25 protein-coding genes and 3 pseudogenes are annotated in these 25169 nt (G+C 39.5%); 13 read left to right on the forward strand and 15 right to left on the reverse strand.

Annotated features, from left to right (window positions below; translation table 11 throughout):
• Position 1 precedes the first annotated feature (1 nt).
• Positions 2 to 1021: a type I glyceraldehyde-3-phosphate dehydrogenase gene (gene gap / locus PARA_RS00005; RefSeq protein ID WP_014063969.1), complete on the forward strand. Its 1020-nt coding sequence runs from the start codon at positions 2 to 4 to the stop codon at positions 1019 to 1021.
• A 228-nt stretch (positions 1022 to 1249) separates the two neighbouring features.
• Positions 1250 to 3067 carry an AMP-dependent synthetase/ligase gene (locus PARA_RS00010; RefSeq protein ID WP_014063970.1) on the forward strand — a complete coding sequence of 606 codons (1818 nt, stop codon included), beginning with the start codon at positions 1250 to 1252 and terminating at the stop codon, positions 3065 to 3067.
• Between the two features lie 47 nt (positions 3068 to 3114).
• Here the strand turns inward: PARA_RS00010 and selD are convergent, their stop codons facing one another.
• The 3 genes and pseudogenes from selD to PARA_RS10355 all read right to left on the reverse strand — a co-directional run.
• Positions 3115 to 4152: a selenide, water dikinase SelD gene (selD, locus tag PARA_RS00015; protein WP_080557626.1), complete on the reverse strand. Its 1038-nt coding sequence runs from the start codon at positions 4150 to 4152 to the stop codon at positions 3115 to 3117.
• Between the two features lie 62 nt (positions 4153 to 4214).
• Positions 4215 to 5483 (reverse strand): HlyC/CorC family transporter, encoded by a 1269-nt coding sequence (locus PARA_RS00020; RefSeq protein WP_014063972.1) that lies wholly within the window; start codon positions 5481 to 5483, stop codon positions 4215 to 4217.
• Positions 5484 to 5561: 78 nt separating this feature from the next.
• Positions 5562 to 5648, reverse strand: a pseudogene (locus PARA_RS10355) (inner membrane protein YpjD); the annotation flags it as partial.
• On the opposite strand from PARA_RS10355, the pseudogene hisB reads away from it, so the two are divergent.
• The 6 genes and pseudogenes from hisB to PARA_RS00050 all read left to right on the forward strand — a co-directional run.
• Positions 5639 to 6343: pseudogene (hisB, locus tag PARA_RS00025) on the forward strand (imidazoleglycerol-phosphate dehydratase HisB); the annotation flags it as partial. The pseudogenes PARA_RS10355 and hisB sit on opposite strands and share 10 nt — an antisense overlap.
• Positions 6344 to 6412: 69 nt before the next feature.
• Positions 6413 to 7534 carry a PIN domain-containing protein gene (locus PARA_RS00030; RefSeq protein WP_014063974.1) on the forward strand — a complete coding sequence of 374 codons (1122 nt, stop codon included), beginning with the start codon at positions 6413 to 6415 and terminating at the stop codon, positions 7532 to 7534.
• A 10-nt stretch (positions 7535 to 7544) separates the two neighbouring features.
• Complete coding sequence (hisH, locus tag PARA_RS00035; protein ID WP_014063975.1) at positions 7545 to 8141, forward strand: imidazole glycerol phosphate synthase subunit HisH; 597 nt, start codon at positions 7545 to 7547, stop codon at positions 8139 to 8141.
• Between the two features lie 166 nt (positions 8142 to 8307).
• Positions 8308 to 9054, forward strand: coding sequence for a 1-(5-phosphoribosyl)-5-[(5-phosphoribosylamino)methylideneamino]imidazole-4-carboxamide isomerase (gene hisA / locus PARA_RS00040; protein ID WP_041918180.1), 747 nt, complete (start codon positions 8308 to 8310; stop codon positions 9052 to 9054).
• A gap of 28 nt (positions 9055 to 9082) precedes the next feature.
• Positions 9083 to 9808, forward strand: coding sequence for a hypothetical protein (locus PARA_RS00045; RefSeq protein WP_155106185.1), 726 nt, complete (start codon positions 9083 to 9085; stop codon positions 9806 to 9808).
• Between the two features lie 128 nt (positions 9809 to 9936).
• Positions 9937 to 10152 (forward strand): annotated as a pseudogene (locus tag PARA_RS00050) (HisA/HisF-related TIM barrel protein); the annotation flags it as partial.
• Positions 10153 to 10291: 139 nt separating this feature from the next.
• Here the strand turns inward: PARA_RS00050 and PARA_RS00055 are convergent.
• On the reverse strand, positions 10292 to 10417 hold the full coding sequence (locus tag PARA_RS00055; RefSeq protein WP_014063977.1) for a helix-turn-helix domain-containing protein: 126 nt from the start codon (positions 10415 to 10417) through the stop codon (positions 10292 to 10294).
• A gap of 79 nt (positions 10418 to 10496) precedes the next feature.
• Positions 10497 to 11282: a cytochrome C assembly family protein gene (locus PARA_RS00060; RefSeq protein ID WP_014063978.1), complete on the reverse strand. Its 786-nt coding sequence runs from the start codon at positions 11280 to 11282 to the stop codon at positions 10497 to 10499.
• A gap of 139 nt (positions 11283 to 11421) precedes the next feature.
• On the opposite strand from PARA_RS00060, the gene ffh reads away from it, so the two are divergent.
• The 5 genes from ffh to hda all read left to right on the forward strand — a co-directional run bounded on the left by ffh (position 11422) and on the right by hda (position 18370).
• Positions 11422 to 12813 (forward strand): signal recognition particle protein, encoded by a 1392-nt coding sequence (gene ffh / locus PARA_RS00065; protein WP_005698426.1) that lies wholly within the window; start codon positions 11422 to 11424, stop codon positions 12811 to 12813.
• 242 nt (positions 12814 to 13055) lie between these two features.
• Positions 13056 to 15299 (forward strand): nitric-oxide reductase large subunit, encoded by a 2244-nt coding sequence (locus tag PARA_RS00070; RefSeq protein WP_014063979.1) that lies wholly within the window; start codon positions 13056 to 13058, stop codon positions 15297 to 15299.
• Positions 15300 to 15609: 310 nt separating this feature from the next.
• On the forward strand, positions 15610 to 16236 hold the full coding sequence (upp, locus tag PARA_RS00075) for a uracil phosphoribosyltransferase (protein WP_014063981.1): 627 nt from the start codon (positions 15610 to 15612) through the stop codon (positions 16234 to 16236).
• 119 nt (positions 16237 to 16355) lie between these two features.
• Complete coding sequence (locus PARA_RS00080) at positions 16356 to 17603, forward strand: nucleobase:cation symporter-2 family protein (protein ID WP_014063982.1); 1248 nt, start codon at positions 16356 to 16358, stop codon at positions 17601 to 17603.
• A gap of 71 nt (positions 17604 to 17674) precedes the next feature.
• The gene (gene hda / locus PARA_RS00085; protein WP_014063983.1) at positions 17675 to 18370 is read left to right on the forward strand and encodes a DnaA regulatory inactivator Hda; all 696 of its coding nucleotides are present in this window, start codon (positions 17675 to 17677) and stop codon (positions 18368 to 18370) included.
• A 56-nt stretch (positions 18371 to 18426) separates the two neighbouring features.
• Here the strand turns inward: hda and PARA_RS00090 are convergent, their stop codons facing one another.
• The 10 genes from PARA_RS00090 to PARA_RS00135 are packed head-to-tail and all read right to left on the reverse strand — an operon-like array spanning position 18427 to position 25164.
• Positions 18427 to 18729, reverse strand: a complete 303-nt coding sequence (locus PARA_RS00090; protein ID WP_014063984.1) for a hypothetical protein — start codon at positions 18727 to 18729, stop codon at positions 18427 to 18429.
• A gap of 4 nt (positions 18730 to 18733) precedes the next feature.
• Positions 18734 to 19315: a hypothetical protein gene (locus PARA_RS00095; RefSeq protein ID WP_014063985.1), complete on the reverse strand. Its 582-nt coding sequence runs from the start codon at positions 19313 to 19315 to the stop codon at positions 18734 to 18736.
• Between the two features lie 19 nt (positions 19316 to 19334).
• Entirely contained in the window at positions 19335 to 19733 is a 399-nt protein-coding gene (locus tag PARA_RS00100) for a VOC family protein (RefSeq protein ID WP_014063986.1), read from the reverse strand.
• Positions 19733 to 20650, reverse strand: a complete 918-nt coding sequence (ccmI, locus tag PARA_RS00105; protein ID WP_041918182.1) for a c-type cytochrome biogenesis protein CcmI — start codon at positions 20648 to 20650, stop codon at positions 19733 to 19735. Before ccmI ends, PARA_RS00100 begins: the two co-directional genes overlap by 1 nt.
• Entirely contained in the window at positions 20650 to 21114 is a 465-nt protein-coding gene (locus PARA_RS00110) for a cytochrome c-type biogenesis protein (RefSeq protein ID WP_041918183.1), read from the reverse strand. The genes ccmI and PARA_RS00110 overlap by 1 nt, the downstream gene beginning before the upstream one ends.
• The gene (locus PARA_RS00115) at positions 21114 to 21659 is read right to left on the reverse strand and encodes a DsbE family thiol:disulfide interchange protein (protein ID WP_014063987.1); all 546 of its coding nucleotides are present in this window, start codon (positions 21657 to 21659) and stop codon (positions 21114 to 21116) included. Before PARA_RS00115 ends, PARA_RS00110 begins: the two co-directional genes overlap by 1 nt.
• A gap of 55 nt (positions 21660 to 21714) precedes the next feature.
• On the reverse strand, positions 21715 to 23664 hold the full coding sequence (locus PARA_RS00120; RefSeq protein ID WP_014063988.1) for a heme lyase CcmF/NrfE family subunit: 1950 nt from the start codon (positions 23662 to 23664) through the stop codon (positions 21715 to 21717).
• The gene (gene ccmE / locus PARA_RS00125; RefSeq protein ID WP_014063989.1) at positions 23664 to 24194 is read right to left on the reverse strand and encodes a cytochrome c maturation protein CcmE; all 531 of its coding nucleotides are present in this window, start codon (positions 24192 to 24194) and stop codon (positions 23664 to 23666) included. The genes PARA_RS00120 and ccmE overlap by 1 nt, the downstream gene beginning before the upstream one ends.
• Entirely contained in the window at positions 24191 to 24394 is a 204-nt protein-coding gene (gene ccmD, locus PARA_RS00130) for a heme exporter protein CcmD (RefSeq protein WP_014063990.1), read from the reverse strand. The genes ccmE and ccmD overlap by 4 nt, the downstream gene beginning before the upstream one ends.
• Before the next feature lie 29 nt (positions 24395 to 24423).
• Entirely contained in the window at positions 24424 to 25164 is a 741-nt protein-coding gene (locus tag PARA_RS00135; protein ID WP_014063991.1) for a heme ABC transporter permease, read from the reverse strand.
• Between the last annotated feature and the right edge of the window lie 5 nt (positions 25165 to 25169).

Below are 25169 nucleotides of genomic sequence, written 5' to 3' on the forward strand. Positions count from 1 at the left end.
TATGGCTATTAAAATTGGTATCAACGGTTTCGGCCGTATCGGTCGTATCGTATTCCGTGCAGCACAACATCGCGATGACATCGAAGTTGTAGGTATCAACGACTTAATCGACGTTGAATACATGGCTTACATGTTGAAATACGATTCAACTCACGGTCGTTTTGACGGTACTGTTGAAGTTAAAGACGGTAACTTAGTCGTAAACGGTAAAACTATCCGTGTTACTTCTGAACGTGATCCTGCAAACCTTAACTGGGGTGCGATCGGCGTTGATGTTGCAGTTGAAGCAACAGGTTTATTCTTAACTGATGAAACAGCACGCAAACACATCACTGCTGGTGCGAAAAAAGTCGTATTGACTGGTCCTTCTAAAGATAGCACACCAATGTTCGTACGTGGTGTAAACTTCGGTGCATACGCAGGCCAAGACATCGTGTCTAACGCTTCTTGTACTACAAACTGTTTAGCACCTTTAGCACGTGTTGTTCACGAAACTTTCGGTATCAAAGATGGTTTAATGACTACAGTTCACGCAACCACAGCGACTCAAAAAACTGTTGATGGTCCATCAGCTAAAGACTGGCGTGGTGGTCGTGGTGCGGCACAAAACATCATCCCTTCATCTACCGGTGCAGCGAAAGCTGTGGGTAAAGTATTACCAGCATTAAACGGTAAATTAACTGGTATGGCGTTCCGTGTTCCTACTCCAAACGTATCTGTAGTTGACTTAACTGTAAACTTAGAAAAACCAGCAACTTACGAACAAATCAAACAAGCAATCAAAGATGCAGCTGAAGGTAAAACTTTCAACGGCGAATTAAAAGGCGTTTTAGGTTACACCGAAGATGCAGTAGTTTCTACAGACTTCAATGGTTGTGCTTTAACTTCTGTATTTGATGCTGATGCGGGTATCGCATTAACTGACTCTTTCGTTAAATTAGTATCTTGGTACGATAACGAAACTGGTTACTCAAACAAAGTATTAGACTTAGTTGCACACGTATACAACTACAAAGGCTAATCAAAATAGCTAAAAAATTAACCGCTCTTTTTAGAGCGGTTTTTTTATTTCTAATCAATTTAAATTTTCTCAATACTTTATATATTCTTTATTTCCCATTTCAATATAAAAATAGAAAAATAATATGTCTATTATTTATTCTATATTCACAAAATAATAACATTTTACTAGATTTTAAATTTATTTCGTTTATATTAGCGTACAGTTGTTCGCTCAAATAAGGCTTATATGAATTTAGAACGTCATTTCGTCAATCGAATTCGCCAGCAGGCAAAAACTCGTCAAAATGCAACCGCACTTCGCCATAAAATTAATGGCTTGTGGAAAGATATTTCGTGGAACGCATTTCAACAACAGCTTGATCAACTTTCATTAGCTTTTCTTGCTTGCAATATTCAAGTACAAGATAAAATTGCAATTTTTGCGCACAATATGTCACGTTGGACAATCGCTGATATTGCAGCGCTTCAAGTTCGTGCCATTACTGTTCCAATTTATGCAACCAATACTGCACAACAAGCTGAATTTATTTTAAATCATGCCGATGTCAAAATTCTGTTTGTTGGCGATCAAGAACAATATGAGCAAGCGTTAGAAATTGCACATCAGTGTCCACAATTACAAAAAATTGTGGCCATGAAAGAACAGATTCAACTGACAGAAACTACCCTTTCCTGCTATTGGGACGAGTTAATTCAATTAGGTGCAGCTGAATTTCAGGCTGAATTTGAAACTCGCTTAGCAAATAAAACGATGGATGATTTATTCACGATCATCTACACCTCTGGCACAACAGGTGAACCGAAAGGCGTAATGCTCGATTACAATAACTTGGCTCATCAACTTGAAGCCCATGATATTGCATTAGATGTTAATCAAGATGAGGTTTCACTTTCTTTTTTACCATTTAGCCATATTTTTGAGCGAGCTTGGGTTGCCTATGTGTTACATCGCGGAGCAATCCTTTGTTATCTCGAAGATACCAATCAAGTACGTGAAACATTAACAGAAGTGCGTCCAACCTTTATGTGTGCAGTACCGCGTTTCTATGAAAAAATTTATTCTGCCGTGCTTGATAAAGTACAAAAAGCACCTTTTATTCGTCAGATGATTTTCCATTGGGCGATTGCAGTGGGGCAAAAACGTTTTGAGCTTCTGTCTCAAAATAAAAAAGTCCCGTTCTTCTTGCAAAAACGTTATGCGCTTGCCGATAAACTGGTACTGTCTAAACTGCGTTCATTGTTAGGCGGACGTATCAAAATGATGCCTTGTGGTGGCGCAAAATTAGAACCAACCATTGGGCTTTTCTTCCATAGCATTGGGATTAATATCAAACTCGGTTATGGTATGACAGAAACCACAGCTACCATTTCTTGCTGGGATGACCATCATTTTAATCCTAATTCTATTGGTAAATTGATGCCAAATGCCGAAGTTAAAATTGGTGAAAATAACGAGATTCTGGTGCGTGGCGGCATGGTGATGAAAGGTTACTATAAAAAGCCAGAAGAAACGGCTCAAGCTTTCACCGAAGATGGTTTCTTGAAAACGGGAGATGCAGGTGAATTTGATGCTGAAGGTAATTTATTTATTACCGACCGCATTAAAGAATTGATGAAAACGTCTAACGGCAAATACATTGCGCCACAATATATCGAAGGTAAAATCGGTAAAGATAAATTTATCGAACAAATTGCGATTATTGCCGATGCCAAAAAATATGTTTCAGCCCTAATCGTGCCTTGTTTTGATAGCGTAGAAGAATATGCGAAAAAACTGAATATTAAGTATCAAGATCGCATGGAATTACTCAAACACTCTGAAATTATTAAAATGTTTGAGAAGCGCATTGAAAGCCTCCAAAAAGAATTGGCGCACTTCGAACAAGTGAAGAAATTTACGCTACTCTCTCAAGCATTTAGTGTAAAACTTGGTGAAATCACCCCTACGCTCAAATTACGCCGAAAAGTGATTATGGAGCGCTATCGTCATATTATTGACTCAATGTATTCCAACAACAAAGAAAATAAGGAAAATAAAGAATAAAAAAGGCGGTGAATTTTCACCGCACTTTTTATTTTCACTAAAGCCATTTATTCGACTTCTACTAGTACGCCAGCTTGACGAGGTTTCAATACGCCTACCTCACTAAGCTCAATACCGGCTTTTTTCGCAATCTCTAAAATTTCAGCTTCACTTTCTGGTTTAACCGCAATCAACAAACCACCTGAAGTTTGAGGATCGCAAAGTACCGCCTTTTGATAATCGGTAAGAGGACCGATTTTATGTCCATAGCTTTCAAAGTTACGGTTGGTTCCACCTGGTACACAACCTTCTGCAATGTAATCTTCTACACCATCTAATAATTTGATTTTATCAAAATGCACAACCGCATTAAGATTTGAGCCTTCACAGATTTCAGCCAAGTGCCCTAACAAACCAAAACCCGTTACATCCGTCATAGCTGTTACGCCTGCAACTTCTGCAAATTGACTACCAATCAGATTCATTTGGCACATTGCTGCTGTTGCCAACCCTTGATGTTCAGGTTTTAATTTACCTTTTTTCTCTGCAGTAGTCAGCACGCCAATACCCAATGGTTTCGTCAGATAAAGCTTACAACCCGCTTCTGCCGAGGCATTACGTTTTACACGATCGGTAGCAATAACCCCTGTTACTGCTAAACCAAAAATCGGTTCTGGCGCATCAATCGAGTGTCCACCCGCTAGCGAAATCCCTGCTTGATAACAAGCAAAACGACCACCATCAACTATTTTCTGAGCCACTTCTGGTGGCAATTTATTAATCGGGAAGCCTAGAATGGCAATAGCCATAATTGGCTTACCGCCCATTGCGAAAATATCACTAATGGCATTGGTTGCAGCAATGCGACCAAAATCAAAAGGATCATCCACAATCGGCATGAAGAAATCCGTGGTACTGATAATTGCAGTACCATTACCAAGATCATAAACCGCAGCATCATCCGCTGTTTCGTTACCGACCAATAAATTGGGATCAGCAAATTTTTCGAGTTTAGTCTGTAAAATTGTCCCTAACACCTTAGGCGAAATTTTACAACCTCAACCTGCGCCGTGGCTGTATTGTGTTAAACGAATCTCATCTGTCATATTCAATCCTTTGTAAAAATAACGTACTTCTTAAACAAAAGAGCGGTTAGAAAAAGCCACATTTAAGAGGCCAATTTCTCTACTTTTGCTTGTTTAATCATATTATCGCTGACTTCTAAAATAGTAATTCGTAAGCCATCGATTTCACAAACGGTTCCTTCATCAGGAATATCTTCAAGATGTTCGAGAATCAAACCATTAAAGGTGCGAGCATCTTCTGTATCTAATTCCCAACCAAACATTTTATTCAAATCACGAAGATTTGCCGAGCCTTCAATAATCATCGAACCATCAGATTGCTGAACGACTTCTTGTTCAATAGTCGGTGCAGTAGTGGTTGTAAAATCACCCACAATTTCTTCTAAAATATCTTCAAGCGTGACTAATCCTTTAATGTCACCATATTCGTCCACCACTAAACCAATACGTTCTTTTTTCGTACGGAAATTCGCTAATTGTGTTTTCAGTGGCGTCCCTTCTGGAATAAAGTACACTTCATCGACGGCACGTAATAAGGTTTCTTTAGTAAATTCATTTTTTTCTAATAACAAACGAAACGCTTCACGCACACGCAAAATCCCTAATACTTGCTCATCAAGGCTGCCTTTATACAACACAATTCGATTATGTGGTGCATGATTAAGCTGGCGCATAATGGCTTTCCAATCGTCATCAATATCAATCCCTGCTATTTCATTACGTGGCACCATTATATCGTCGACAGTCACGGTTTCCATATCTAAAATAGAGAGCAACATTTGTGGATGCTGTTCATCCGGTGTCGCTTCGCCCGCTTCTGATACAATACTACGGAGTTCTTCACGACTAATCACTTGCTTTTGCATATCAGGTTTTAAACCCACCATTCGCATTAACGTTTTCGTGAAAATATTCATTAACCAAACTAGCGGATAAAATATTTTTAATAGTAAGACCAAGATATGACTTGAAAATAATCCCACCTTTTCAGGGTGCATTGCCGCGACGGTTTTAGGGAAAATTTCAGAAAAAACAAGCATCACAAAGGTTAATAAACCTGTTGCAATAGCCACACCCGCATCGCCATATAAACGCATACCAATCATGGTTGCAATAGCTGAAGCACTGATGTTAACAAGGTTATTAAAGATCAGAATAAAACTTAATAAGGTATCAGGCTTTTCGAGCAGTTTTTCTGCTTTTTGCGCACCTTTATTACCTTGTTCCGCCATAAAACGAAGGCGATATTTATTGAGAGAGAGTAATCCGGTTTCTGAGCCGGAAAAATAGGCTGATAAAACTAAACAAATAATGAGTGTAATAAATAAAGTACTAAGGGGGATACTGTCCAAGGGTAAATCCTTTTGTTCGTTAATCAACAAAAAGTGCGGTCATTTTCACCGCACTTTTTACCTGTTCTTTGATTTCGATTAAATCAAACGGCTGCCAAAATAGCCAATTGTAAGCAGAATGATACCTGAAATTGCGTAAATAATCATCCTTTTTCCGCGCCACCGACGTGCAGTTAGCAGAAAATCTCGGCATTCGCGCGCTGCAATATCATCCCGAAAAATTAAACTGGAACTTGATCGCAGAAAAACTGCTCGGTGAACCCGTCACCAACATCAGCAACCGCCCTCCACGTTTTGCCGAAGTGGTGCGTAAAACCAAAGAAACCAATATTAAAGTGCAAGTATGGCTGGATGAAACTGGAGTTAACGATATCAAAACCGGCGTTGGTTTCTTCGACCATATGCTTGACCAAATCGCCACTCACGGCGGATTCCGCATGAACGTACAATGCAATGGCGATTTGTGGATCGATGAACATCATACCGTGGAAGATACCGCCCTTGCTTTCGGTCAAGCATTGAAACAAGCCCTTGGCGACAAACGCGGCATTGCCCGCTTCGGTTTTGTGCTCCCGATGGATGAATGCTGCGCTGAATGTGCCTTAGATTTATCCGGCAGACCTTGGATCAAATTCTCTGCCCACTTCAAACGCGATAAAGTCGGCGATTTCAGCACCGAACTCACCGAACATTTTTTCCAATCCTTGGCATTATCGCTGCTCGCCACGCTACACCTCAAAGCCACCGGCGACAACGACCAGCACAAAATTGAAAGCTTGTTTAAGGTATTCGGGCGGACGTTAAGACAGGCGGTGAGGATTGAGGGGGAGGAGTTGCCGAGTAGTAAGGGGGTTTTATAAATATTAAAACTCTATACTTATTTTAGATGTATAATTTTTACTAAAACTAGTATATACGGAGATTATTGTATGCCAAAAGGTTTACCAGAAGCTCAAGATATCAATGATGGAAAGATAAAATTTTTCTCATTAGATACTTCCACAATTCAAAGTGCAGGCTATAAGTTCTTTAATGATAAATTATTGGATTTATATTTACAACTGCCATATCAAATGAAAATAAAGCTCCCTGATATTATATATAAGGAAATAGTTTCTCATAAACAAAAAGAAATTAGAAGTGATTTAACTTCTCTTAATAGCTTAGTCAATAAATTAATTCGTAAAGAAGCATTAATGAGTGCCGAATTTAATATTCCCAATGACGAGATAGAGGCTAGATATATAGATAAAATTAAAAAAGAGATAGATCAATACATATCACAATTTGACGGGGAAGTCTTATTTACTAAAAATTATGATATTTCAGCTCTTTTTGATTCCTATTTTAACTGTACCCCTCCATTTGAAAATAATAACGAAAAAAAACATGAGTTTCCAGATGCTGTTTGCCTTGGGTTAATTGAAAATTATTCTCTAGAAAAAAATCAAATAGGAATAATCATTTCTGGGGATAATGGTTGGAAAAAGTTTGCTGAAAAATCAAAGAATCTATATTGTGCTAGATCTATTGATGAATTCACCTCTTTGTTTTCTGCAAGAAGTGATGAAATAGCTAACAATATATTGAATAAATTTGTTTTAGAAGCTGAAAAAATAAATTCATATATACGGGAAGAAATCATAGATAAAATTGATTATGTAAATTGGATTCCAAATGTTTATTCTGAAAATATGTATTCTTGTGATGCTGAAATTAATTCCTATGATATTCAAAATTTTTCTATTGTAGACTACGATATTTGGAAATCAGAAAGAGAAAGTGCCACTTGGGTTATAAAATTAAATACTATTTTTGAAATTTCATTATTATTAGATGTTGAGTCATTTATTAAAGATTGGGAAGATAAAGAGTTAGTGTCTATGGGATTTACTAATATAGAGGTAGATATTACCCCTGATATTCAATTTCACATCATATGCTCTAATGTTGAAATTGATTCTGAATGTGAGAGTTGGAATATAGAAATAAAACTTATAGATAATTTTTATCATTTAGATGAAATAGGCGTATATCATTCATTAGAATAGGAATAGATAAATGACAAAAATCACCATCATCGACACCGGGTGCGCCAACCTCTCCTCCGTCAAATTTGCATTTGAACGATTAGGGTATAGCGCGGAGATTACCAATGATCTCAATAAAATTAAATCCGCCGATAAATTAATTTTACCCGGTGTAGGAACCGCCAAGGCAGCAATGCTGAATTTGCAACGCTTAGGTTTAGTTGAGGTAATCCAAACTATCACACAGCCTGTGCTAGGCATTTGCTTAGGCATGCAGCTAATGACGGAATTCTCTACCGAAGGCAATGTCTCCACCCTTGGTTTAATGAATGGGCAAACCGAACTGATTCCGGATACCGGCTTACCGTTGCCTCATATGGGCTGGAATCGTGTGCATTTTGATGAAAATTGCCCGCTATTTGATGGCATTGCGCAGGACAGTCATTTCTATTTTGTGCATAGCTATGCGGTATTGCCTAATGAAAATACCATTGCGACCAGCCAATATGGTGTGGATTTTTCCGCCGCCATCGCTAACAAAAATTTCTACGGAGTGCAGTTCCACCCGGAACGCTCAGGCAAAAATGGGGCGATGTTGTTGAGGAATTTTGTGGAGAAGGTGAAATAGACTACAGAGCTAAAATAACGCCCCCCCTCTTTAGAAAAGAGGGGGCAGGGGGAGATTTGATTAGGATGTCTAATCTCTCACAAGGTTGAAAATGACTTCTGCTAAATCTCCCCTCCCCCCTCTTTACTAAAGAGGGGGGAACTGATTACATTACACAGGAAAACCTATGCAAACATCACAAATCATTCCCGCCCTTGACTTAATTGATGGCCAAGTTGTGCGGCTACACCAAGGCGACTACGCCAAACAAACTACTTATTGTGACGCCCCCATCGCACAATTTGCCGATTATGTTCGCCAAGGAGCACAGCAATTACACCTAGTGGATTTAACCGGAGCGAAAAATCCACATGCCCGCCAAACTGCGTTAATTCGCCAAATCATTGCCGCTACGTCTTGCCCTGTGCAAGTCGGTGGCGGGATTCGTGGCGAACAAGATGTTGCCGATTTATTAGCTGCAGGCGCAAACCGCGTGGTGATCGGTTCAACAGCGATTAAAGAACGCGCCACCGTAAAACAATGGTTTGCTCAATATGGCGCGGAGAAATTCGTGTTGGCATTGGACATCAACATCAATGCAAGCGGTCAAAAAATTGTGGCAATCAGCGGCTGGCAAGAAGCTAGTGGCGTATTGTTGGAAGAAGTAATCGAAGGCTATCAAAGTGTCGGCTTACTCCATGTGTTATGCACCGACATTTCGCGTGATGGCACCTTAGCAGGTTCAAACATCGATTTATATCGTGAAATCTGCGCGCAATCTCCCGATATTCAATTCCAATCATCGGGCGGCATTGGTAGCCTGGCAGATATTGAGGCGCTTAAAAATACCGGCGTGGCAGGTGTTATTGTTGGACGCGCCTTGTTGGAAGGCAAATTTAATGTAGCGGAGGCGATCGAATGCTGGTCATTATAAATAAAAATAAGGAAAGACAATGAGATGCATGAAATTTATATTTAAACTTTATTTATTATTTTTCGCTATTAGTACCATTTATGCCATTTTTACTTTAGATGATTTATACCATAAAGTGACAAAATATAAAGATACTGAAGATGTTATTTCACGTATTATTTTGAATGATGACAGTGTTTATTTTATCGGTAAATTAGCAAATTATGAATTTAAGCGAGAAAAAAATACCGGATTTAATGAGCTTCCGTTTACGCTATCCGATCATATTATTTATGTTTATTTTTATGACACAACGATCAGAAAAAACATTAATGATTCCATATCAACCGATTCAACAATCTATTTAATTATTAATCCTAAAAAACTGAATAAGGAACAAATAGCTTTATTGGATGAAAGAATTACTATGGATTCATCACAGAAATTTATGCTTGACGGCGAAATTCTACAGGCGGCCAAACGGCAAGATCCCACTTGGTCGGATCGAGATGAAGCTTACCTAATTAAACACATATACCTTATTGATGGTCGTATATTGCCACCCGATGAGAAACCGATTATCCGAACCTCACTTGAAACACAGCAAACATTGCACTTTAGCGAAGAATATGAAGTGGAGGAATTAAATCAAGATGCGATTGAAGAATTTATCATAAACGCAACAGCACCGCTTTGGGGCACTATAGTGCTTATTACGTCTCCAATATGGCTTCTTACGCTTCCAATATGGCTTAATGGGATACCACACGGGTAGTTTTTAGAGATATTTGTCTCTACAAAACGTCAAAGGGCGTTGATTGGAAAAATTATTAACACGACAAATTGTAAAATTCAGGCGGGTGGCAGTGTTCACTCAGAGCGAGATGTAACAGAGGCAATCGAATGTTGGCAAAACGGATAATTCCTTGTTTGGACGTGCGTGATGGACAGGTGGTGAAAGGTGTGCAGTTTCGTAATCATGAAATCATCGGCGACATTGTGCCATTGGCGCAGCGTTATGCGCAGGAAGGCGCGGACGAGCTGGTGTTCTATGACATTACCGCCTCTTCGGACGGCCGCACCGTGGATAAAAGCTGGGTGGATGTAATTGCAAAATTGCAAGAACGCCATCAGGGAGTTGATCTGCATCCGGAGGGTTCGAATAAATAAACACCTGATCTGCCCCCAAAACCTGGACTATTCACATAAGGGCTGACGACGATATTGTATCGGATTCGGTCCTTTTATGTCACTTTTTTCAAAACGTTTCTAATGTGCCAGAGGGGATATTGTAAAAACGAGCGGCTTCTCGCATGCTCATTTTCCCTTTTAGGATAGGTTGAAGAACCTGTAATTGAAATTCTACTGCATAGTGTTTACCCATAAAAAATCTGCACCTCAATTGTTGGTTGTTCAGTCCAACTTTTGAGGTGCAGATCATTTTACCTGTTCTTTGATTTCGATTAAATCAAACGGCTGCCAAAATAGCCAATTGTGAGCAGAATGATACCTGAAATTGCGTAAATAATCATCCTTTTTCCACGCCAGCCTAGTCGCCAATGACCAAAACAAGCAATACCAAAACTAATCCAAGCAAGGAAAGAGAAAATCGCTTTGTGCAGATTTTCTAGGGTCACCGCTTGTAATACATGATAAGTCCCCGAAATTAAAGTCAGTGTCAGTAATACTTCTCCCATCGCAAATAAACAGAAGAAATGACGTTCTACTGCCATCAATGGCGGAATTGCTGGCGAAAATTGGATTTTACGCTTTTTCAAATTACGGTCTAACCAGACCAATTGGATCACATAAAGCGTTGCAATAAAACATACGGCGTAGGTAAAAAGCGACAAACCAATATGGAACAGCATCAATGTATTTTGATTAAGCATTTGAATAATATGGCTTGATAAGAATGTCGCAAAGATCAAGCTAATGATCGAAAACGCATACACGATTGGTAAAACAAACCACATTGTCGAAACGAGAAACATTGAAAGCGTAGCTAAGACCGCAATAATTACGCTCATTAAGGAAGCGATTTGCATTAGCGTAAAACTTTGCCCTGATGCAAGATCCTCTAGCAGAGGGAACGTGCTAACTGCATGCAGAACAATTGCTGCAAGTGCTGTCAGAAAAAACGGGATTTTACTTTGACTCAACTTCCCTTCTGATGAATTCATCAAAAACGGGGCGATCAACAATAAACTAAGAATGTAAAAAATAATCGAAAAAAGGGCAAACCACATAATGCTTTCTCTTTACTAGGAATTATTCTTATTTTAACGGATCTTTTCTCTAGATCGCCATAATTTTATTTGAAATGATGAAAAACGCCCAAATTTCGGTATAATCACGGCAATTTTTTAAGAAAAAACAGGATTTAAAATGTTTGAGAATTTATCGGATCGTCTTTCCAAAACGCTACGTAACATTAGCGGGAAAGGTCGCTTAACTGAAGATAATATTAAAGAGACGCTACGCGAAGTGCGCATGGCGTTATTAGAAGCTGACGTTGCTTTGCCTGTCGTACGTGAATTTATCGCTAAAGTAAAAGAAAGTGCATTAGGCGAAGAAGTTAATAAAAGCTTAACACCAGGCCAAGAGTTCTTAAAAATCGTTCAACGTGAACTCGAAAAAGCCATGGGTGAAGCTAATGAAAGCTTAAACTTGGCAACGCAACCACCCGCAGTCATTTTAATGGCTGGTTTACAAGGTGCGGGTAAAACCACCAGCGTGGGTAAATTAGCAAAATTCTTACGCGAACGTCATAAAAAGAAAGTACTTGTAGTCTCTGCCGACGTATATCGTCCTGCGGCAATCAAACAGCTTGAGACCTTAGCACAATCTGTTGGCGTGGATTTCTTCCCATCTGATGTCAAACAAAAACCGGTAGAGATTGCAAAAGCGGCACTTGCTGACGCCAAACTCAAATTCTACGATGTGTTAATTGTGGATACGGCAGGTCGCTTACATGTTGATAGCGAGATGATGGATGAAATCAAGCAAGTTCATGCGACATTAAATCCAATTGAAACGCTTTTCACGGTTGATGCGATGACTGGTCAAGACGCGGCAAATACAGCAAAAGCCTTCAATGAAGCCTTGCCACTTACTGGGGTTATCTTAACCAAAGTGGATGGTGATGCGCGTGGTGGTGCGGCCTTATCTATTCGTCAAATCACCGGCAAACCGATTAAATTCCTAGGTGTGGGTGAAAAAACAGAAGCCCTTGAGCCATTCCACCCTGATCGCGTAGCATCGCGTATTTTAGGCATGGGCGATGTACTTTCCCTTATCGAAGATCTTGAACGTTCAGTGGATCGCGAAAAAGCGGAAAAAATGGCACAGAAATTCAAGAAAGGCGATGATTTCACCCTAGACGATTTCCGTGAACAACTCCGTGAAATGAAAAAAATGGGCGGTATGATGTCGATGCTTGAAAAATTACCGGGTGCGAAAAACTTACCGGATCATGTAAAAAATCAAGTAGATGACAAAATGTTTATTAAAATGGAAGCCATCATTAATTCCATGACCTTAAAAGAACGTGCAAATCCAGATATTATCAAAGGATCTCGCCGTCGTCGTATTGCATTAGGTTCTGGTACACAAGTTCAAGATGTGAATAAGTTGCTGAAACAATTTGACGAAATGCAACGTATGATGAAGAAAATGCGCAAAGGCGGAATGGCAAAAATGATGCGCGGCATGCAAGGCTTAATGGGCGGAGGCGGCTTAGGTGGCCTCGGTGGTTTAGGCGGCATGTTTAAACGTTAATCCCCTCTTCAAATAAAGTGCGGTCAAAAATCGATAGGTTTTTGGCCGCATTTTTTATCTTTTTAGTTAGCATTTCCTATTACCTGATTAAATTACTCAGTTTTAGGTAATATTTTCATCAATCGATAGTCGATATAATTGCTCAAGTATTTTACTTAGCGTAAAATCTAGCTCTTGATGGCTATTCTCGGAATAACTAACCATCAAGGCATCGTATTTTCTAATAATCTAGGAGTGATAAAATGGGACAGTATAAAAAGTTCTGGTACCTGTTAGTCGCCGTATTGATTGGAGCCTTCTCCATTCTCGGTTACTATGGGTTCGAAGTTTATCGTGAAGCACCACCGATTCCGCAACAATATGTTTCTGAATCTGGCGAAAAAGTGATTACTCACGATGATATTTTACATGGTCAAACCGCTTGGCAAACCACTGGTGGTATGCAAGTCGGGTCTGTTTGGGGTCATGGTGCATACCAAGCGCCAGACTGGACGGCAGATTGGCTTCACCGTGAATTAACTAACTGGTTGGATATTACCGCGAATCAAGAATTTGGTAAAAATTTCGCTGATTTAAATGATGAACAACAAACGTTATTAAAAGCTCGTCTAACCAAAGAATATCGTGGTAGCAAAGTTGAAAACGGTACCGTTGTGCTTTCAAACACCCGTTTAGCGGCAATGGAAAAAACAGCACAATACTACATCTCTTTATACGGTGACGATCCAGCAACCAAAGTGACTCGTGAACACTTTGCGATGAAGGATAATACTCTTCCTGATTTACAAGCTCGTAAAGACTTAGCTAAATTCTTCTTCTGGACAGCGTGGACTGCATCTGCTGAACGTCCAAATACTCATGCAAGCTACACCAACAACTGGCCACACGAACCGTTAATTAATAACGTACCAACACCAGAAAACGTGGTTTGGTCTATTGCGAGTGTGGTATTCCTTATTGCAGGTATTGGTTTCGTTGTTTGGATTTGGTCATTCAAAAAACGTGAAGATGAACAAGATCCACCTATTCCGGAAGTTGACCCGCTCACAAAATTACAGCTCACCCCTTCTCAACGCGCATTGGGCAAATATCTCTTTACGGTGCTTGCATTATTCTTACTGCAAGTAAACTTAGGGGCGATTGTTGCTCACTATACTGTTGAAGGTCAAGAATTCTATGGTATTGATATTTCTCAATACTTACCTTATTCATTGGTGCGTACATGGCATATTCAAGCGGCATTATTCTGGATTGCAATGGCATTCTTAGCCGGCGGTTTATTCCTGGCTCCGATCATCAATGGCGGTAAAGATCCGAAATTCCAAAAATTGGGTGTGGATGTTTTATTCTGGGCATTAGTGGTATTAGTCGTCGGTTCATTCACTGGTAGCTATTTAGCAATTGCGCATATTCTTCCAGAAGAATGGAGCTTCATGTTCGGTCACCAAGGCTATGAGTTCATTGACTTAGGTCGTTTCTGGCAAGCGGTGAAATTCGCCGGTATCTTATTCTGGTTAGTCTTAATGCTTCGCGGTACAGTGAACGCATTTAAACAACCAGGAGACAAAAACTTATTAGCGTTATTTTTCGCTTCTGTCATTGCAATCGGCTTATTCTATGGCCCTGCATTATTCTACGGCGAGCACACTCACATTTCTGTGATGGAATACTGGCGTTGGTGGGTCGTTCACCTATGGGTAGAAGGCTTCTTCGAAGTATTCTCTGTAGCGGCACTCTCATTCATCTTCGTAAGTTTAGGTTTAGTTTCTCGTCGTACTGCGACTGTAGCAACTATTACTGAAGCGGCATTATTCTTAATCGGTGGTATCCCTGGTACGTTCCACCACCTATACTTCGCAGGTGCAACTACACCGATTATCGCAGTAGGTGCGTCATTCTCTGCACTTGAAGTGGTTCCATTAGTGTTATTAGGTCATGAAGCTTGGGAACACTGGGAAATGCAACAAAAAACACCTTGGATGGAACGCTTAAAATGGCCTCTTTACTGCTTCGTAGCCGTAGCGTTCTGGAATATGTTAGGTGCTGGCGTATTTGGTTTCTTAATCAATCCACCAATTTCGCTTTACTATATCCAAGGCTTGAACACGACTGCTGTTCATGCTCACGCCGCATTATTCGGTGTGTATGGTTTCTTAGCATTAGGCTTCGTATTCTTAATCGCTCGTTATTTACGTCCGGATACACCATTTAACGATAAGTTAATGAAATGGGGCTTCTGGTTATTAAATGGCGGTTTAGTATTAATGATCGTATCAAGCTTATTACCAATCGGTATTATTCAAGGTTATGCAAGTATCTCTGAAGGCTTATGGTATGCTCGTAGTGAAGAATTTATGCAACAACCTCTATTCGATACCTTACGTTGGGTTCGTTTAGGTGGTGATGTAGTATTCATCTTCGGTGCACTAGCCTTCTTCTGGCAAATCTTTACGATGATTTTCTTCAAACCGAAAAAAACAGCTTAACTAGGTTTATTATCATGCAAAAGCGGCTAAGTCATTAGCCGCTTTTTATTTATAAAAAATCCATTATCTTTTTTGACCGCACTTTTATTTTCATTAAATGATTTCCTTTAGCTGGGAAAATAATGTGAATATTTATAAGAGAGTGAATAAGAGAGCCATTGGCTTTATGACCTGTGTTGAGAATGTATTTCATCAAAGTGCGGTTAATTTTTTAATTGTTTTTATACCCAACTGTCATAATAAAAATACTAGGCAATTGAATATTTCTGATATAAAATTCTCCGATTTGTTTTTTAAAGGGAGAAAAAAGATGAAACTCGTTGAAGTAAAACATCCGCTTGTTAAACATAAATTAGGCGTGATGCGCGAAGCTGATATTGATACTAAAAAATTCCGTGAACTTGCAACAGAAGTGGGCAGCTTACTCACCTATGAAGCGACAGCCGATCTCGAAACAGAAAAAGTGATTATCGAAGGTTGGAACGGTCCTGTTGAAATCGACCGTATCAAAGGTAAAAAAGTTACTGTTGTACCAATTTTACGTGCAGGCCTCGGCATGATGGATGGCGTTTTAGAACATGTTCCTAGTGCTCGCATCAGTGTAGTCGGGATTTATCGTAATGAAGAAACTCTTGAACCCGTCCCTTATTTCCAAAAACTAGCCAGTGACTTAGAAGAACGTTTAGCTATCGTTGTGGATCCAATGCTTGCAACGGGTGGTTCAATGATCTCTACAATTGATCTATTAAAAGCAAAAGGTTGCCAACATATCAAAGTATTAGTATTAGTCGCGGCACCAGAAGGGATTAAAGCATTAGAAAAAGCACATCCAGATATCGAACTTTATTGCGCATCGATTGATGATCACTTAAATGAACAAGGCTACATCATTCCAGGCTTGGGGGATGCAGGCGATAAGATTTTTGGGACGAAATAATTCCCTTTTAATAAGACGGCATTTATAGCCGTCTTTTTTCCGTGCGTGAAAACACAAAAGCTAAAAAGCATTAAAACCGACCGCACTTTCAGTTAATTCAAACCGAGAGTTGAAACTAAATGAGTAATCAAACTACAACCGCACCTGTTGAGGTGCAAAGCATGGGCAAACAAGCGTTTGTCGGTTTACAGATGTTATTTGTTGCCTTTGGCGCCTTAGTATTAGTTCCTTTAATCACTGGATTAAATTCTAATACAGCCCTTCTTACCGCAGGTATCGGTACACTACTTTTCCAACTTTGTACGGGTAAACAAGTCCCTATTTTCTTGGCCTCCTCTTTTGCCTTTATTACGCCTATTCAATATGGTGTACAAACTTGGGGCATACCAACCACAATGGGTGGACTTGCTTGTGCAGGCTTCGTCTATTTCGCACTATCAACTTTAGTAAAATTGCGTGGTAGTGCTGCGCTTGAGCGTATCTTCCCGCCTGTTGTTGTCGGTCCCGTAATTATCATTATTGGTATGGGACTTGCTCCTGTTGCTGTGGATATGTCATTAGGTAAAAACAGTGCATATAGCTATGAGCATTCTGTATTGGTTTCGATGATTACCTTAGTCACTACCCTTTCTGTTGCGGTATTTGCTAAAGGTATGATGAAACTGATTCCAATTATGTTTGGTATCGTTGCTGGCTATGTGATTTGTTTATTCCTAGGATTAATTAACTTCCAACCTGTTTTAGATGCAAAATGGTTTGAATTACCTCAGTTAACCAAACCAGAATTTAATTTAGAAGCCATTCTTTATATGCTACCGATTGCTATCGCACCAGCCGTTGAACACGTGGGAGGTATTATGGCAATCAGTTCTGTAACTGGTAAAGATTTCCTTAAGAAACCGGGCTTACACCGCACCTTATTAGGCGATGGTATTGCAACGGCTGCAGCGTCATTAGTAGGTGGTCCACCAAATACCACTTATGCCGAAGTAACGGGGGCTGTAATGCTCACTCGCAACTTTAATCCAAATATTATGACTTGGGCAGCGGTATGGGCAATTGCAATTTCCTTCTGTGGTAAAGTAGGTGCATTCCTTTCTACTATTCCAACTATCGTAATGGGGGGGATTATGATGTTGGTATTCGGTTCAATTGCCGTTGTCGGGATGAGTACCTTAATTAAAGGTAAAGTGGATGTGACTGAACCTCGCAACCTTTGTATCATTTCGGTGGTAATGACTTTCGGGATCGGTAATATGTTTGTCAACGTTGGCGATGCTGTTTCCCTAAAAGGTATCAGTCTTTGTGCTATCGTCGCGATTGTACTGAACTTGATTTTGCCAAAAGCAAAAAATGAAGTAGAATAAAACTTCCCAAATAAAAGGGTTAAATGAAAATTTAGCCCTTTCTTTTTTATTTTAAATTAACTCGTTAATCTGTGAATCAGCAACTTTCTTTACCTATTCATCAAATTGATGATGAAACGCTTGAGAATTTTTATAGTAATAATAATGCATTATTGCTCAATTCTTTACGCCAAAACATGACTGATTTACAGCAACAATTCTTCTACCTTTGGGGAAACCAAAGCGTCGGAAAAACCCATCTTCTACGCGCACTCTGTCATAAATATATTCAGCAACAACGAAGTGCCATTTATGTTCCTTTAAGCAAATCACAATATTTCTCCACGGCTGTTTTTGAAAATTTAGAACAGCAAGAGTTGGTTTGTCTGGATGATTTGCAAGCGGTTATTGGAAATTCAGAATGGGAAATAGCCTTATTTGATCTCTTTAATTGTATTAAAGCCAATGGCAAAACATTACTGGTTGTCAGTGCCGAGCAATCTCCTACTGCTCTGCCCGTTAAATTACCAGATCTGGCTTCTCGCTTAAAATGGGGAGAAAGTTATCAATTGATTCCACTCAGCGATGAACAAAAACTCGCTGTATTAAAACAAAATGCTCATCAACGAGGCATTATGCTTTCAGATGATACTGCCAATTTTATATTTACTCGTCTAGACCGAGATATGGCGACATTAAAAGAGGCGTTAGTTCAACTCGATAAAGCCTCATTGCAAGCTAAACGAAATCTGACCATTCCTTTTGTGAAATCTATTTTAGGCTTATAAACAGATAAAAAAATAACCGCACTTTTTCAAGTACGGTTAATTTTTTAGTCATTTAATTACCAGCAGTGATGGCAATAACCAACACCGACACTCGGCATTATTGCTACAGGAATGCGAGAATAACCTGTATGTTTAGAGCGATGATCACTCGCATTCATTTCATTTGGAACGCTATCTCTTTGTGCAACTTTCGCTTTTTCTCGAGCAGTGACAGTATTACCACTTGTTACTCGAGAATTATAATCCTGCACCGCATTCATATCATACATCGCTGCACCATTACCAATGGTTGAGGCTTGCTGAGGTGCAGTACAAGCTGTTAAAACCGATAATGCTGCAATAGAAATTAATTTTTTCATGCCGTTACCTTTTATCACAAATTACTTTATTCAGTGTTTCTCTACCTTCTTTAATCCGCTCATTCGCTTTTTTTCTGACGTTCGGATCTTCATTTTGCTCAATATATTTTGCTACATTGGCATTTTTGATTGCATAAACAGGGATATACTGTGAATGTTTCGTTTCACCTTTTTTATAAATTGTGGCACCTAAAACACTACCATAATACTCGCTAGCATCATTAGGTTTAATGTAATAATTGCTAGAATTTGTTACATCTACGCCATCATCACTTTTAAAACCAGTACAAATCCCTGCAGGTGAGAGGAAGGTTGTTTTAGATGCAGCTAATTCATTAAATTTATATACTTCAAACTCAACACTATTGGCAAGTTCTGCTATATCTTTAGCAGATTTAGGATCTAAACTTTTTTGTCCTTTTCCATCAATATATTTCACCGTTTCAGAAATATTACTTTCAGAAACATGATTTTCAGGTGTCTTCGCTTTTGTTGCATATACAACACTACTACCTTCGGCTAAAACAACTGATGATGCTAAAACACAAAAAGAGTAAATCCCAATTTTTTTCTTAATATGACTCATAATAATTTGATTTTCTACGTTAATAATTATTTTCGTATAATTCGATGGGTAAATAATCCGGGTCTCGGAAGAAAGTGTACTTCATTCCCGTTAATTCATCAACTCGAATTGCTTCACAATCAATGCTATTTTCCAAAAGATAAGCAACATATTCATCAATATTTTCGACTTTTAATGCTAAATGTCGCAAACCACAAGCCTCTGGAGTGGTTACTCTTAATGGCGGATTTGGAAAAGAAAACAATTCTATTTGACTCCCATCGGGAAAACTTAAATCCAATTTATAGCTATCCCTTTCTGCCCGATAAGTTTCATTTAGCTGTTCAGCGCCTAAAATCTCCATATAAAAATGCTTCGAACGTGCGTAGTTCGAAGCAATAATCGCAATATGGTGAAAACCTAATAATTGGGGTTTCATTATTTCTCCGGTGTGACACTCTTCGCTTTTTCTTCTTCCTGTAAAGCGAGCGCATCACGTGCCGCACGAATACTTTTCTCAAGCATTGGCACGCGAGGATCATCTGGCTCCAATAAACGTAACATCATCGCCCAGGTTACTGCCGCCATTTTATAATCTTCCCCTTCAAAATAACTGAAAGCAAGTAAACTTAAGGCTTCAGGATTCGAATGATCTTGACGAATAACATCACGTAAAAGCTGGTTACCTTTGAGTTTATCTGTTTGATCTTCAGAAGACATTAGCATACGCGCATAGGAAAGCTTATACGTTAAATTATCTGGCTCAAGTTTATTCGCTTGTTGATAACTATCAAAGGCTAATTTTCCATTACCTAAATTCATCCCTACCTGACCTAACAACCACCATTTTTTAGCATCCTTTGGTGTTTTTTGTAAATCCAAACGAAGTGCGGTAGAAAATTGCTGCATTTCTGCATCTGTCATTGGATTTGTGTCTTCTTCTTTGATTCGTTCAAAGAAGTAAGGTAATTTTGCCAATGTTTTTTCCATCATATCTTCGGCTTTCCAAGATCCCAAAGGGAAATAAGCTCCACCAGCAATAATGGCCAAACCTAATAAACCAGAAACAAACCATAACTTACCGTAATTTTTGGCATTATTATCGATGGTTTGTGTTTCTTGTTGAGGAATATCTTCCAATAATGTTTTTTGTAGCTCTTGTTTAAGTTGTTCAACGTTCTCGACTAAGCCTTGCTGATTATCTTGCTCAATCTCTTTTAAGCGAGAAAAGTACAGGGCTTTATTTAATTCATCTCGTTTTTTATCTTCTTTCGCTTTAACAGAACGCAACAAGGGATAAAAACAAATCAATGCCACCACTAACGTGAGCAAAATAATACTTAATGCAAAATTCATTATTTATCCTTTTCTTTGAGTAAAGCCGATAAACGCGCATTCTCTTCGTCATCTAAAATCGCGTCAGAATTGACCGCACTTGGGCTTTTTGATTTACGTTTGAATACAAATAAAATGCCAATCAACACTAATAAAATTGGGGCAATCCATAATACGATTGTTGACGTCGTCATTGGTGGATCATAAGTCACAAAATTGCCATAACGTTGAATCATATAATCGACAACTTCACTTCGTTTTTTGCCTTCTTGCAATAATTCAAACACTTTGCCACGCATATCTACAGCAATGGTTGCATTCGAATCGGCAATATTGTTATTTTGACATTGTGGACAACGTAATTCTTGTGTTAATTGATGATAGTCCTTTTCTTGTTCTGGTGAGGCAAAATTCAATGCATCAATAGAAGCCGTCGCCGAGATACTCACCAAAAGTGCGGTTAAAAAAAGCCATGATTTTTTCATTATGGTTTCTCCGCGAGTTTGTCATAAATCGGTTTTAAGGTCTCAGTCCAAACGCGTTCATTCACATCACCCGCTAAGCGATAATGAATCACACCTTTGCCATCAACGATAAATGTTTCTGGTGCGCCGTAAACACCCAAATCTAATGCAAAAGAACCTTTTTCATCTTTAAGCACAAGACTATAAGGATTGCCTAAATCTTTCAGCCATTTCATTGCTTTTGGTGATTCATCTTTATAGTCTAAACCAATGATTGTCACGCCTTGCTTGGCTAATTGATTCAAATATTGATGCTCTGCGTAACAAGTTGGACACCAAGTCGCCCACACATTTAAGAGAATTGGTTTACCTTGTTGGAAAATTTCATTACCGTAGGTTTTATTTTCCAATAAATCCGTTAATGTTTTCTGTGGTACAGGCTTCCCTACCAGAGCTGACTCTAACGCTTTCGGATCATCACCTTGTGCATTGCGTCCAAGCTGAACTAAAAATGCCACAACGACAGCTAGAAAAATAATAAGTGGGATAAGTAGTTTTTTATTCATAACACGATCAATTTACATCTATTTTTAGGGGGCTTAATCTAGCCCCTCATCACGATTAAGACTGTTTTACCAAACGACTAAAACGATAACGACGGTCAAACATACAGAGCAAGCCACCTATCGCCATAAACAATCCACCAATCCAAATCCAACGGATAAACGGTTTATAGTAGAGGCGAAGCGCCCATGAGTTATCTTCTATTTTTTCACCCAAGGCAACATAAAGATCGCGGGTAAAGCCCCAATCAATTGCCGCTTCAGTCATTGGCATTTTACTGACAGTATAAAAACGTTTTTCAGCAAATAATGTTGCTTCTAGTTTACCGTCTTTTGAAATATCAATTTGTGCTTTGCCGCCCATATAGTTAGGACCATTTGCATCGCTCACACCGGTAAATGTGAAGTCATAGTCAGCGATCTGCACCGTATCACCCACAGCCATTCGCACATCGCGCTCTACACTAAAGTTTTGGCTAAATGCAATTCCCCAAACTGTCATTGCCACACCAAGGTGAGCCAAAATCATCCCCCAATGGGAACGGGAAAGCTTGGTAATACCTTTAAAAAACGATTCGCGGTGTGTTGCACGTTGTTTCATTTCATAAAGGCTTAATAACACAATAATGACGGACATCATGGTGCCAAGCACAACACTGACGGTGAGTTTATTGTGTAAGAAATATGGCAAGGCAAAGCCTGCAATCGCCATTACAATCACACTCACTACAACCGGTGTACGAATTTCAGAGAACTGATCTCGACGCCATTTAACTAATGGCCCAATACCTAGTAATAAGGCAAATGGGGTCATAATAATCAGGAACATTTGATCAAAGAACGGCGCACCGATCGAAATCGAGCCCAAACCTAATTGTTTGTGAACTAATGGCAATAACGTCCCTAAGAACACCACACAAAGTGCGGTCATTAATAGGATGTTATTTAATAATAATAAGGTTTCGCGAGAATAGCGTTCTGCATTATCACGCGAACGAATTTGGTTTCCTTTGTAAGCGTACAAGGTTAAAGAACCACCGATTACCACAACCAAATAAGCAAGAATATATAAACCACGTGTTGGATCTGAAGCAAAGGCGTGTACTGACACTAAGATACCGGAACGAACTAAGAACGTACCCAATAAGCAAAGTGAGAACGCAAGAATTGCCAAAAGCACAGTCCAAGCTTTAAAAGAGCCACGTTTTTCAGTCACCGCTAAAGAGTGGATTAATGCGGTTCCTGCAAGCCAAGGCATTAAAGAAGAGTTTTCTACTGGATCCCAGAACCACCAGCCCCCCCAGCCTAGCTCATAATACGCCCACCACGAACCGAGCACGATCCCGAGTGTTAAAAATACCCAAGCCGCCATCGTCCAAGGGCGTGACCACCTTGCCCAAGCGGAGTCTAATTTCCCTGTCATTAATGATGCAATCGCAAAGGCAAAAGCCACAGAAAAACCAACATATCCCATATAAAGCAATGGCGGGTGGAAAATTAAGCCCACATCTTGCAACATTGGGTTGAGTTCTCTGCCATCTACTGGGAAGTCAGGGAATGTACGGGTAAATGGATTTGAGGTAAACAATACGAAGAGTAAGAAGCCGATGCTAATAATCCCCATAATACCTAACACGCGAGCCACGGCTTCTTGTGGTAAGTGTTTGCTAAATAACGCAACCGCTGCGCCCCAAAGAGTTAATAACCAAATCCAAAGTAACAATGAACCCTCGTGTGAACCCCACACTGCAGATAAACGATAATAAATCGGCAAGCTGCTGTTAGAGTTATTGACTACATATTGCACACTGAAATCATTGACGGCAAACAGATAGAATAATGCCGCAAAAGCAATGGTTAAACTGAAAAATAAACCATAAGTCATTGGACGAGCCAATGACATTAATTGAGGGTGACTTTTTTCTGCGCCCCATAATGGGAAAATCGCTAAAAAGAATGAAACGGCAAGACTTAAAGCAAGCGCATAATTTCCTAGTTCAGCAATCATTATTGACCTTCTTGCGGTTTTTGCTGGGTTTCTTTATAACGACGATCAGCTTCACTCTCGCCTTTTAATTCTGCACCCATTGGCTTATGTACTTTCTGCATTTTTTCGCCTAATTCAGGTGGCACATAATTTTCATCGTGTTTAGCAAGTACTTCTGTCGCCTCTAATAAAGTTGGCTCTTTTAATACACCTTGTGCGACGATACCTTGCCCTTCACGGAAAAGATCAGGAAGAATACCTTCGTATTCTACAGTGATAGACGGACCAATATCATTTAAGTCAAAGCGAACTTTTAAGCTTTTTGGATCACGTTTTACTGTGCCTTCCACAACCATACCACCTACACGGATACGTTGCCCCACTTCAGGTTTTTGATCTGCTTTGCCTTCTTTACCTTCAATCACTTCTGATGGTGTATAAAATAAATCGATATTTTGGCGAAGCGCATAAAGTACTAAACCCGTTGCAATTGAAATACCTAAAATCACAAAGATAATGATAGAGAGTCTTGATTTACGTCTTGGATTCATAGCGTATTTCCTTTATTTACTTGGTTTAAACGTGCTTCACGTTGTTGCTCGCGTAACACTTCTTTTAACACCGCTTTACGCCCCTTGACGCTTTGTATCGCCAAAATGATCATGGCCACTAAGCTGATCCCATAGGAAAGCCACACGTAAAAACCGTAGCCTCCCATATTGATAAAATCACTCCAATTTTGGAAAAACATTTTCCGCTCCCTAAAATAAAAATGAAAAACTATTTTAGCTTACTTGCTAACTCTTTTACCCATGGGCGTTTGCTGTCTTCTTTTAGCAATTCAACGCGATAACGTACGAGCGTAAACCAAATGGATAAAAATAAAAATCCAAAAATACATAAAATCAGTGGAATCAACATCGGTGTTGCAATGGAAGGTTTTTCAAACTTCGTGATACTTGCCCCTTGATGTAAGGTATTCCACCACTCTACGGAAAAGTGAATGATTGGTAAATTCACCACACCAACAATACACAAGATACCCGCTGATTTTGCGCCCACCGCACGATCAGAAAATGCAGAATAAAGGGCTAATACACCAATATATAAGAAGAAAAGAATAAGTTCTGCGGTTAAACGCGCATCCCACACCCACCAGGTTCCCCACATTGGTTTACCCCAAATTGCACCTGTTACCAAGGCAATAAAGGTAAACATTGCACCGATCGGTGCCATGGCTATCATTGAAAGATGAGCGGCTTTAATTTGCCAAACTAATGCAATAATGGCAGCCACTGCCATAGAACCATACACACCCATTGACCAAATCGCTGCCGGCACATGGACATACATAATTCGGAAACTATTGCCTTGCTGATAATCTGCCGGTGCATAAGCTAAGCCCCACACAATGCCAACAGCCAATAATAAAACCGCAATCGCACCAAAAAATGGGCTTAATTTGCCACATAAATGATATTGGGTTTCATGTTTTGCGTAAGGATGTAACCACTTCCACATAAAAG

It is taken from the genome of Haemophilus parainfluenzae T3T1 (assembly GCF_000210895.1).
GTDB lineage: Bacteria > Pseudomonadota > Gammaproteobacteria > Enterobacterales > Pasteurellaceae > Haemophilus_D > Haemophilus_D parainfluenzae_A.

Excerpts from the sequence above, each read along its gene's own strand:
- PARA_RS00055 (WP_014063977.1), bottom strand. The coding sequence starts at position 10,417 with ATGGGTAAACACTATGCAGTAGAATTTCAATTACAGGTTCTTCAACCT.
- PARA_RS00110 (WP_041918183.1), bottom strand. The coding sequence starts at position 21,114 with ATGAAAAAATCATGGCTTTTTTTAACCGCACTTTTGGTGAGTATCTCG.
- ccmD (WP_014063990.1), bottom strand. The coding sequence starts at position 24,394 with ATGTTTTTCCAAAATTGGAGTGATTTTATCAATATGGGAGGCTACGGT.
- PARA_RS00090 (WP_014063984.1), bottom strand. The coding sequence starts at position 18,729 with ATGAAAAAATTAATTTCTATTGCAGCATTATCGGTTTTAACAGCTTGT.
- gap (WP_014063969.1), top strand. The coding sequence starts at position 2 with ATGGCTATTAAAATTGGTATCAACGGTTTCGGCCGTATCGGTCGTATC.
- PARA_RS00100 (WP_014063986.1), bottom strand. The coding sequence starts at position 19,733 with ATGAAACCCCAATTATTAGGTTTTCACCATATTGCGATTATTGCTTCG.
- PARA_RS00070 (WP_014063979.1), top strand. The coding sequence starts at position 13,056 with ATGGGACAGTATAAAAAGTTCTGGTACCTGTTAGTCGCCGTATTGATT.
- upp (WP_014063981.1), top strand. The coding sequence starts at position 15,610 with ATGAAACTCGTTGAAGTAAAACATCCGCTTGTTAAACATAAATTAGGC.
- PARA_RS00095 (WP_014063985.1), bottom strand. The coding sequence starts at position 19,315 with ATGAGTCATATTAAGAAAAAAATTGGGATTTACTCTTTTTGTGTTTTA.
- hisA (WP_041918180.1), top strand. The coding sequence starts at position 8,308 with ATGCAAACATCACAAATCATTCCCGCCCTTGACTTAATTGATGGCCAA.
- PARA_RS00120 (WP_014063988.1), bottom strand. The coding sequence starts at position 23,664 with ATGATTGCTGAACTAGGAAATTATGCGCTTGCTTTAAGTCTTGCCGTT.
- PARA_RS00045 (WP_155106185.1), top strand. The coding sequence starts at position 9,083 with ATGAAATTTATATTTAAACTTTATTTATTATTTTTCGCTATTAGTACC.
- PARA_RS00010 (WP_014063970.1), top strand. The coding sequence starts at position 1,250 with ATGAATTTAGAACGTCATTTCGTCAATCGAATTCGCCAGCAGGCAAAA.
- ccmE (WP_014063989.1), bottom strand. The coding sequence starts at position 24,194 with ATGAATCCAAGACGTAAATCAAGACTCTCTATCATTATCTTTGTGATT.
- PARA_RS00060 (WP_014063978.1), bottom strand. The coding sequence starts at position 11,282 with ATGTGGTTTGCCCTTTTTTCGATTATTTTTTACATTCTTAGTTTATTG.
- PARA_RS00135 (WP_014063991.1), bottom strand. The coding sequence starts at position 25,164 with ATGTGGAAGTGGTTACATCCTTACGCAAAACATGAAACCCAATATCAT.
- PARA_RS00115 (WP_014063987.1), bottom strand. The coding sequence starts at position 21,659 with ATGAATAAAAAACTACTTATCCCACTTATTATTTTTCTAGCTGTCGTT.
- ffh (WP_005698426.1), top strand. The coding sequence starts at position 11,422 with ATGTTTGAGAATTTATCGGATCGTCTTTCCAAAACGCTACGTAACATT.
- hisH (WP_014063975.1), top strand. The coding sequence starts at position 7,545 with ATGACAAAAATCACCATCATCGACACCGGGTGCGCCAACCTCTCCTCC.
- ccmI (WP_041918182.1), bottom strand. The coding sequence starts at position 20,650 with ATGAATTTTGCATTAAGTATTATTTTGCTCACGTTAGTGGTGGCATTG.
- PARA_RS00030 (WP_014063974.1), top strand. The coding sequence starts at position 6,413 with ATGCCAAAAGGTTTACCAGAAGCTCAAGATATCAATGATGGAAAGATA.
- PARA_RS00080 (WP_014063982.1), top strand. The coding sequence starts at position 16,356 with ATGAGTAATCAAACTACAACCGCACCTGTTGAGGTGCAAAGCATGGGC.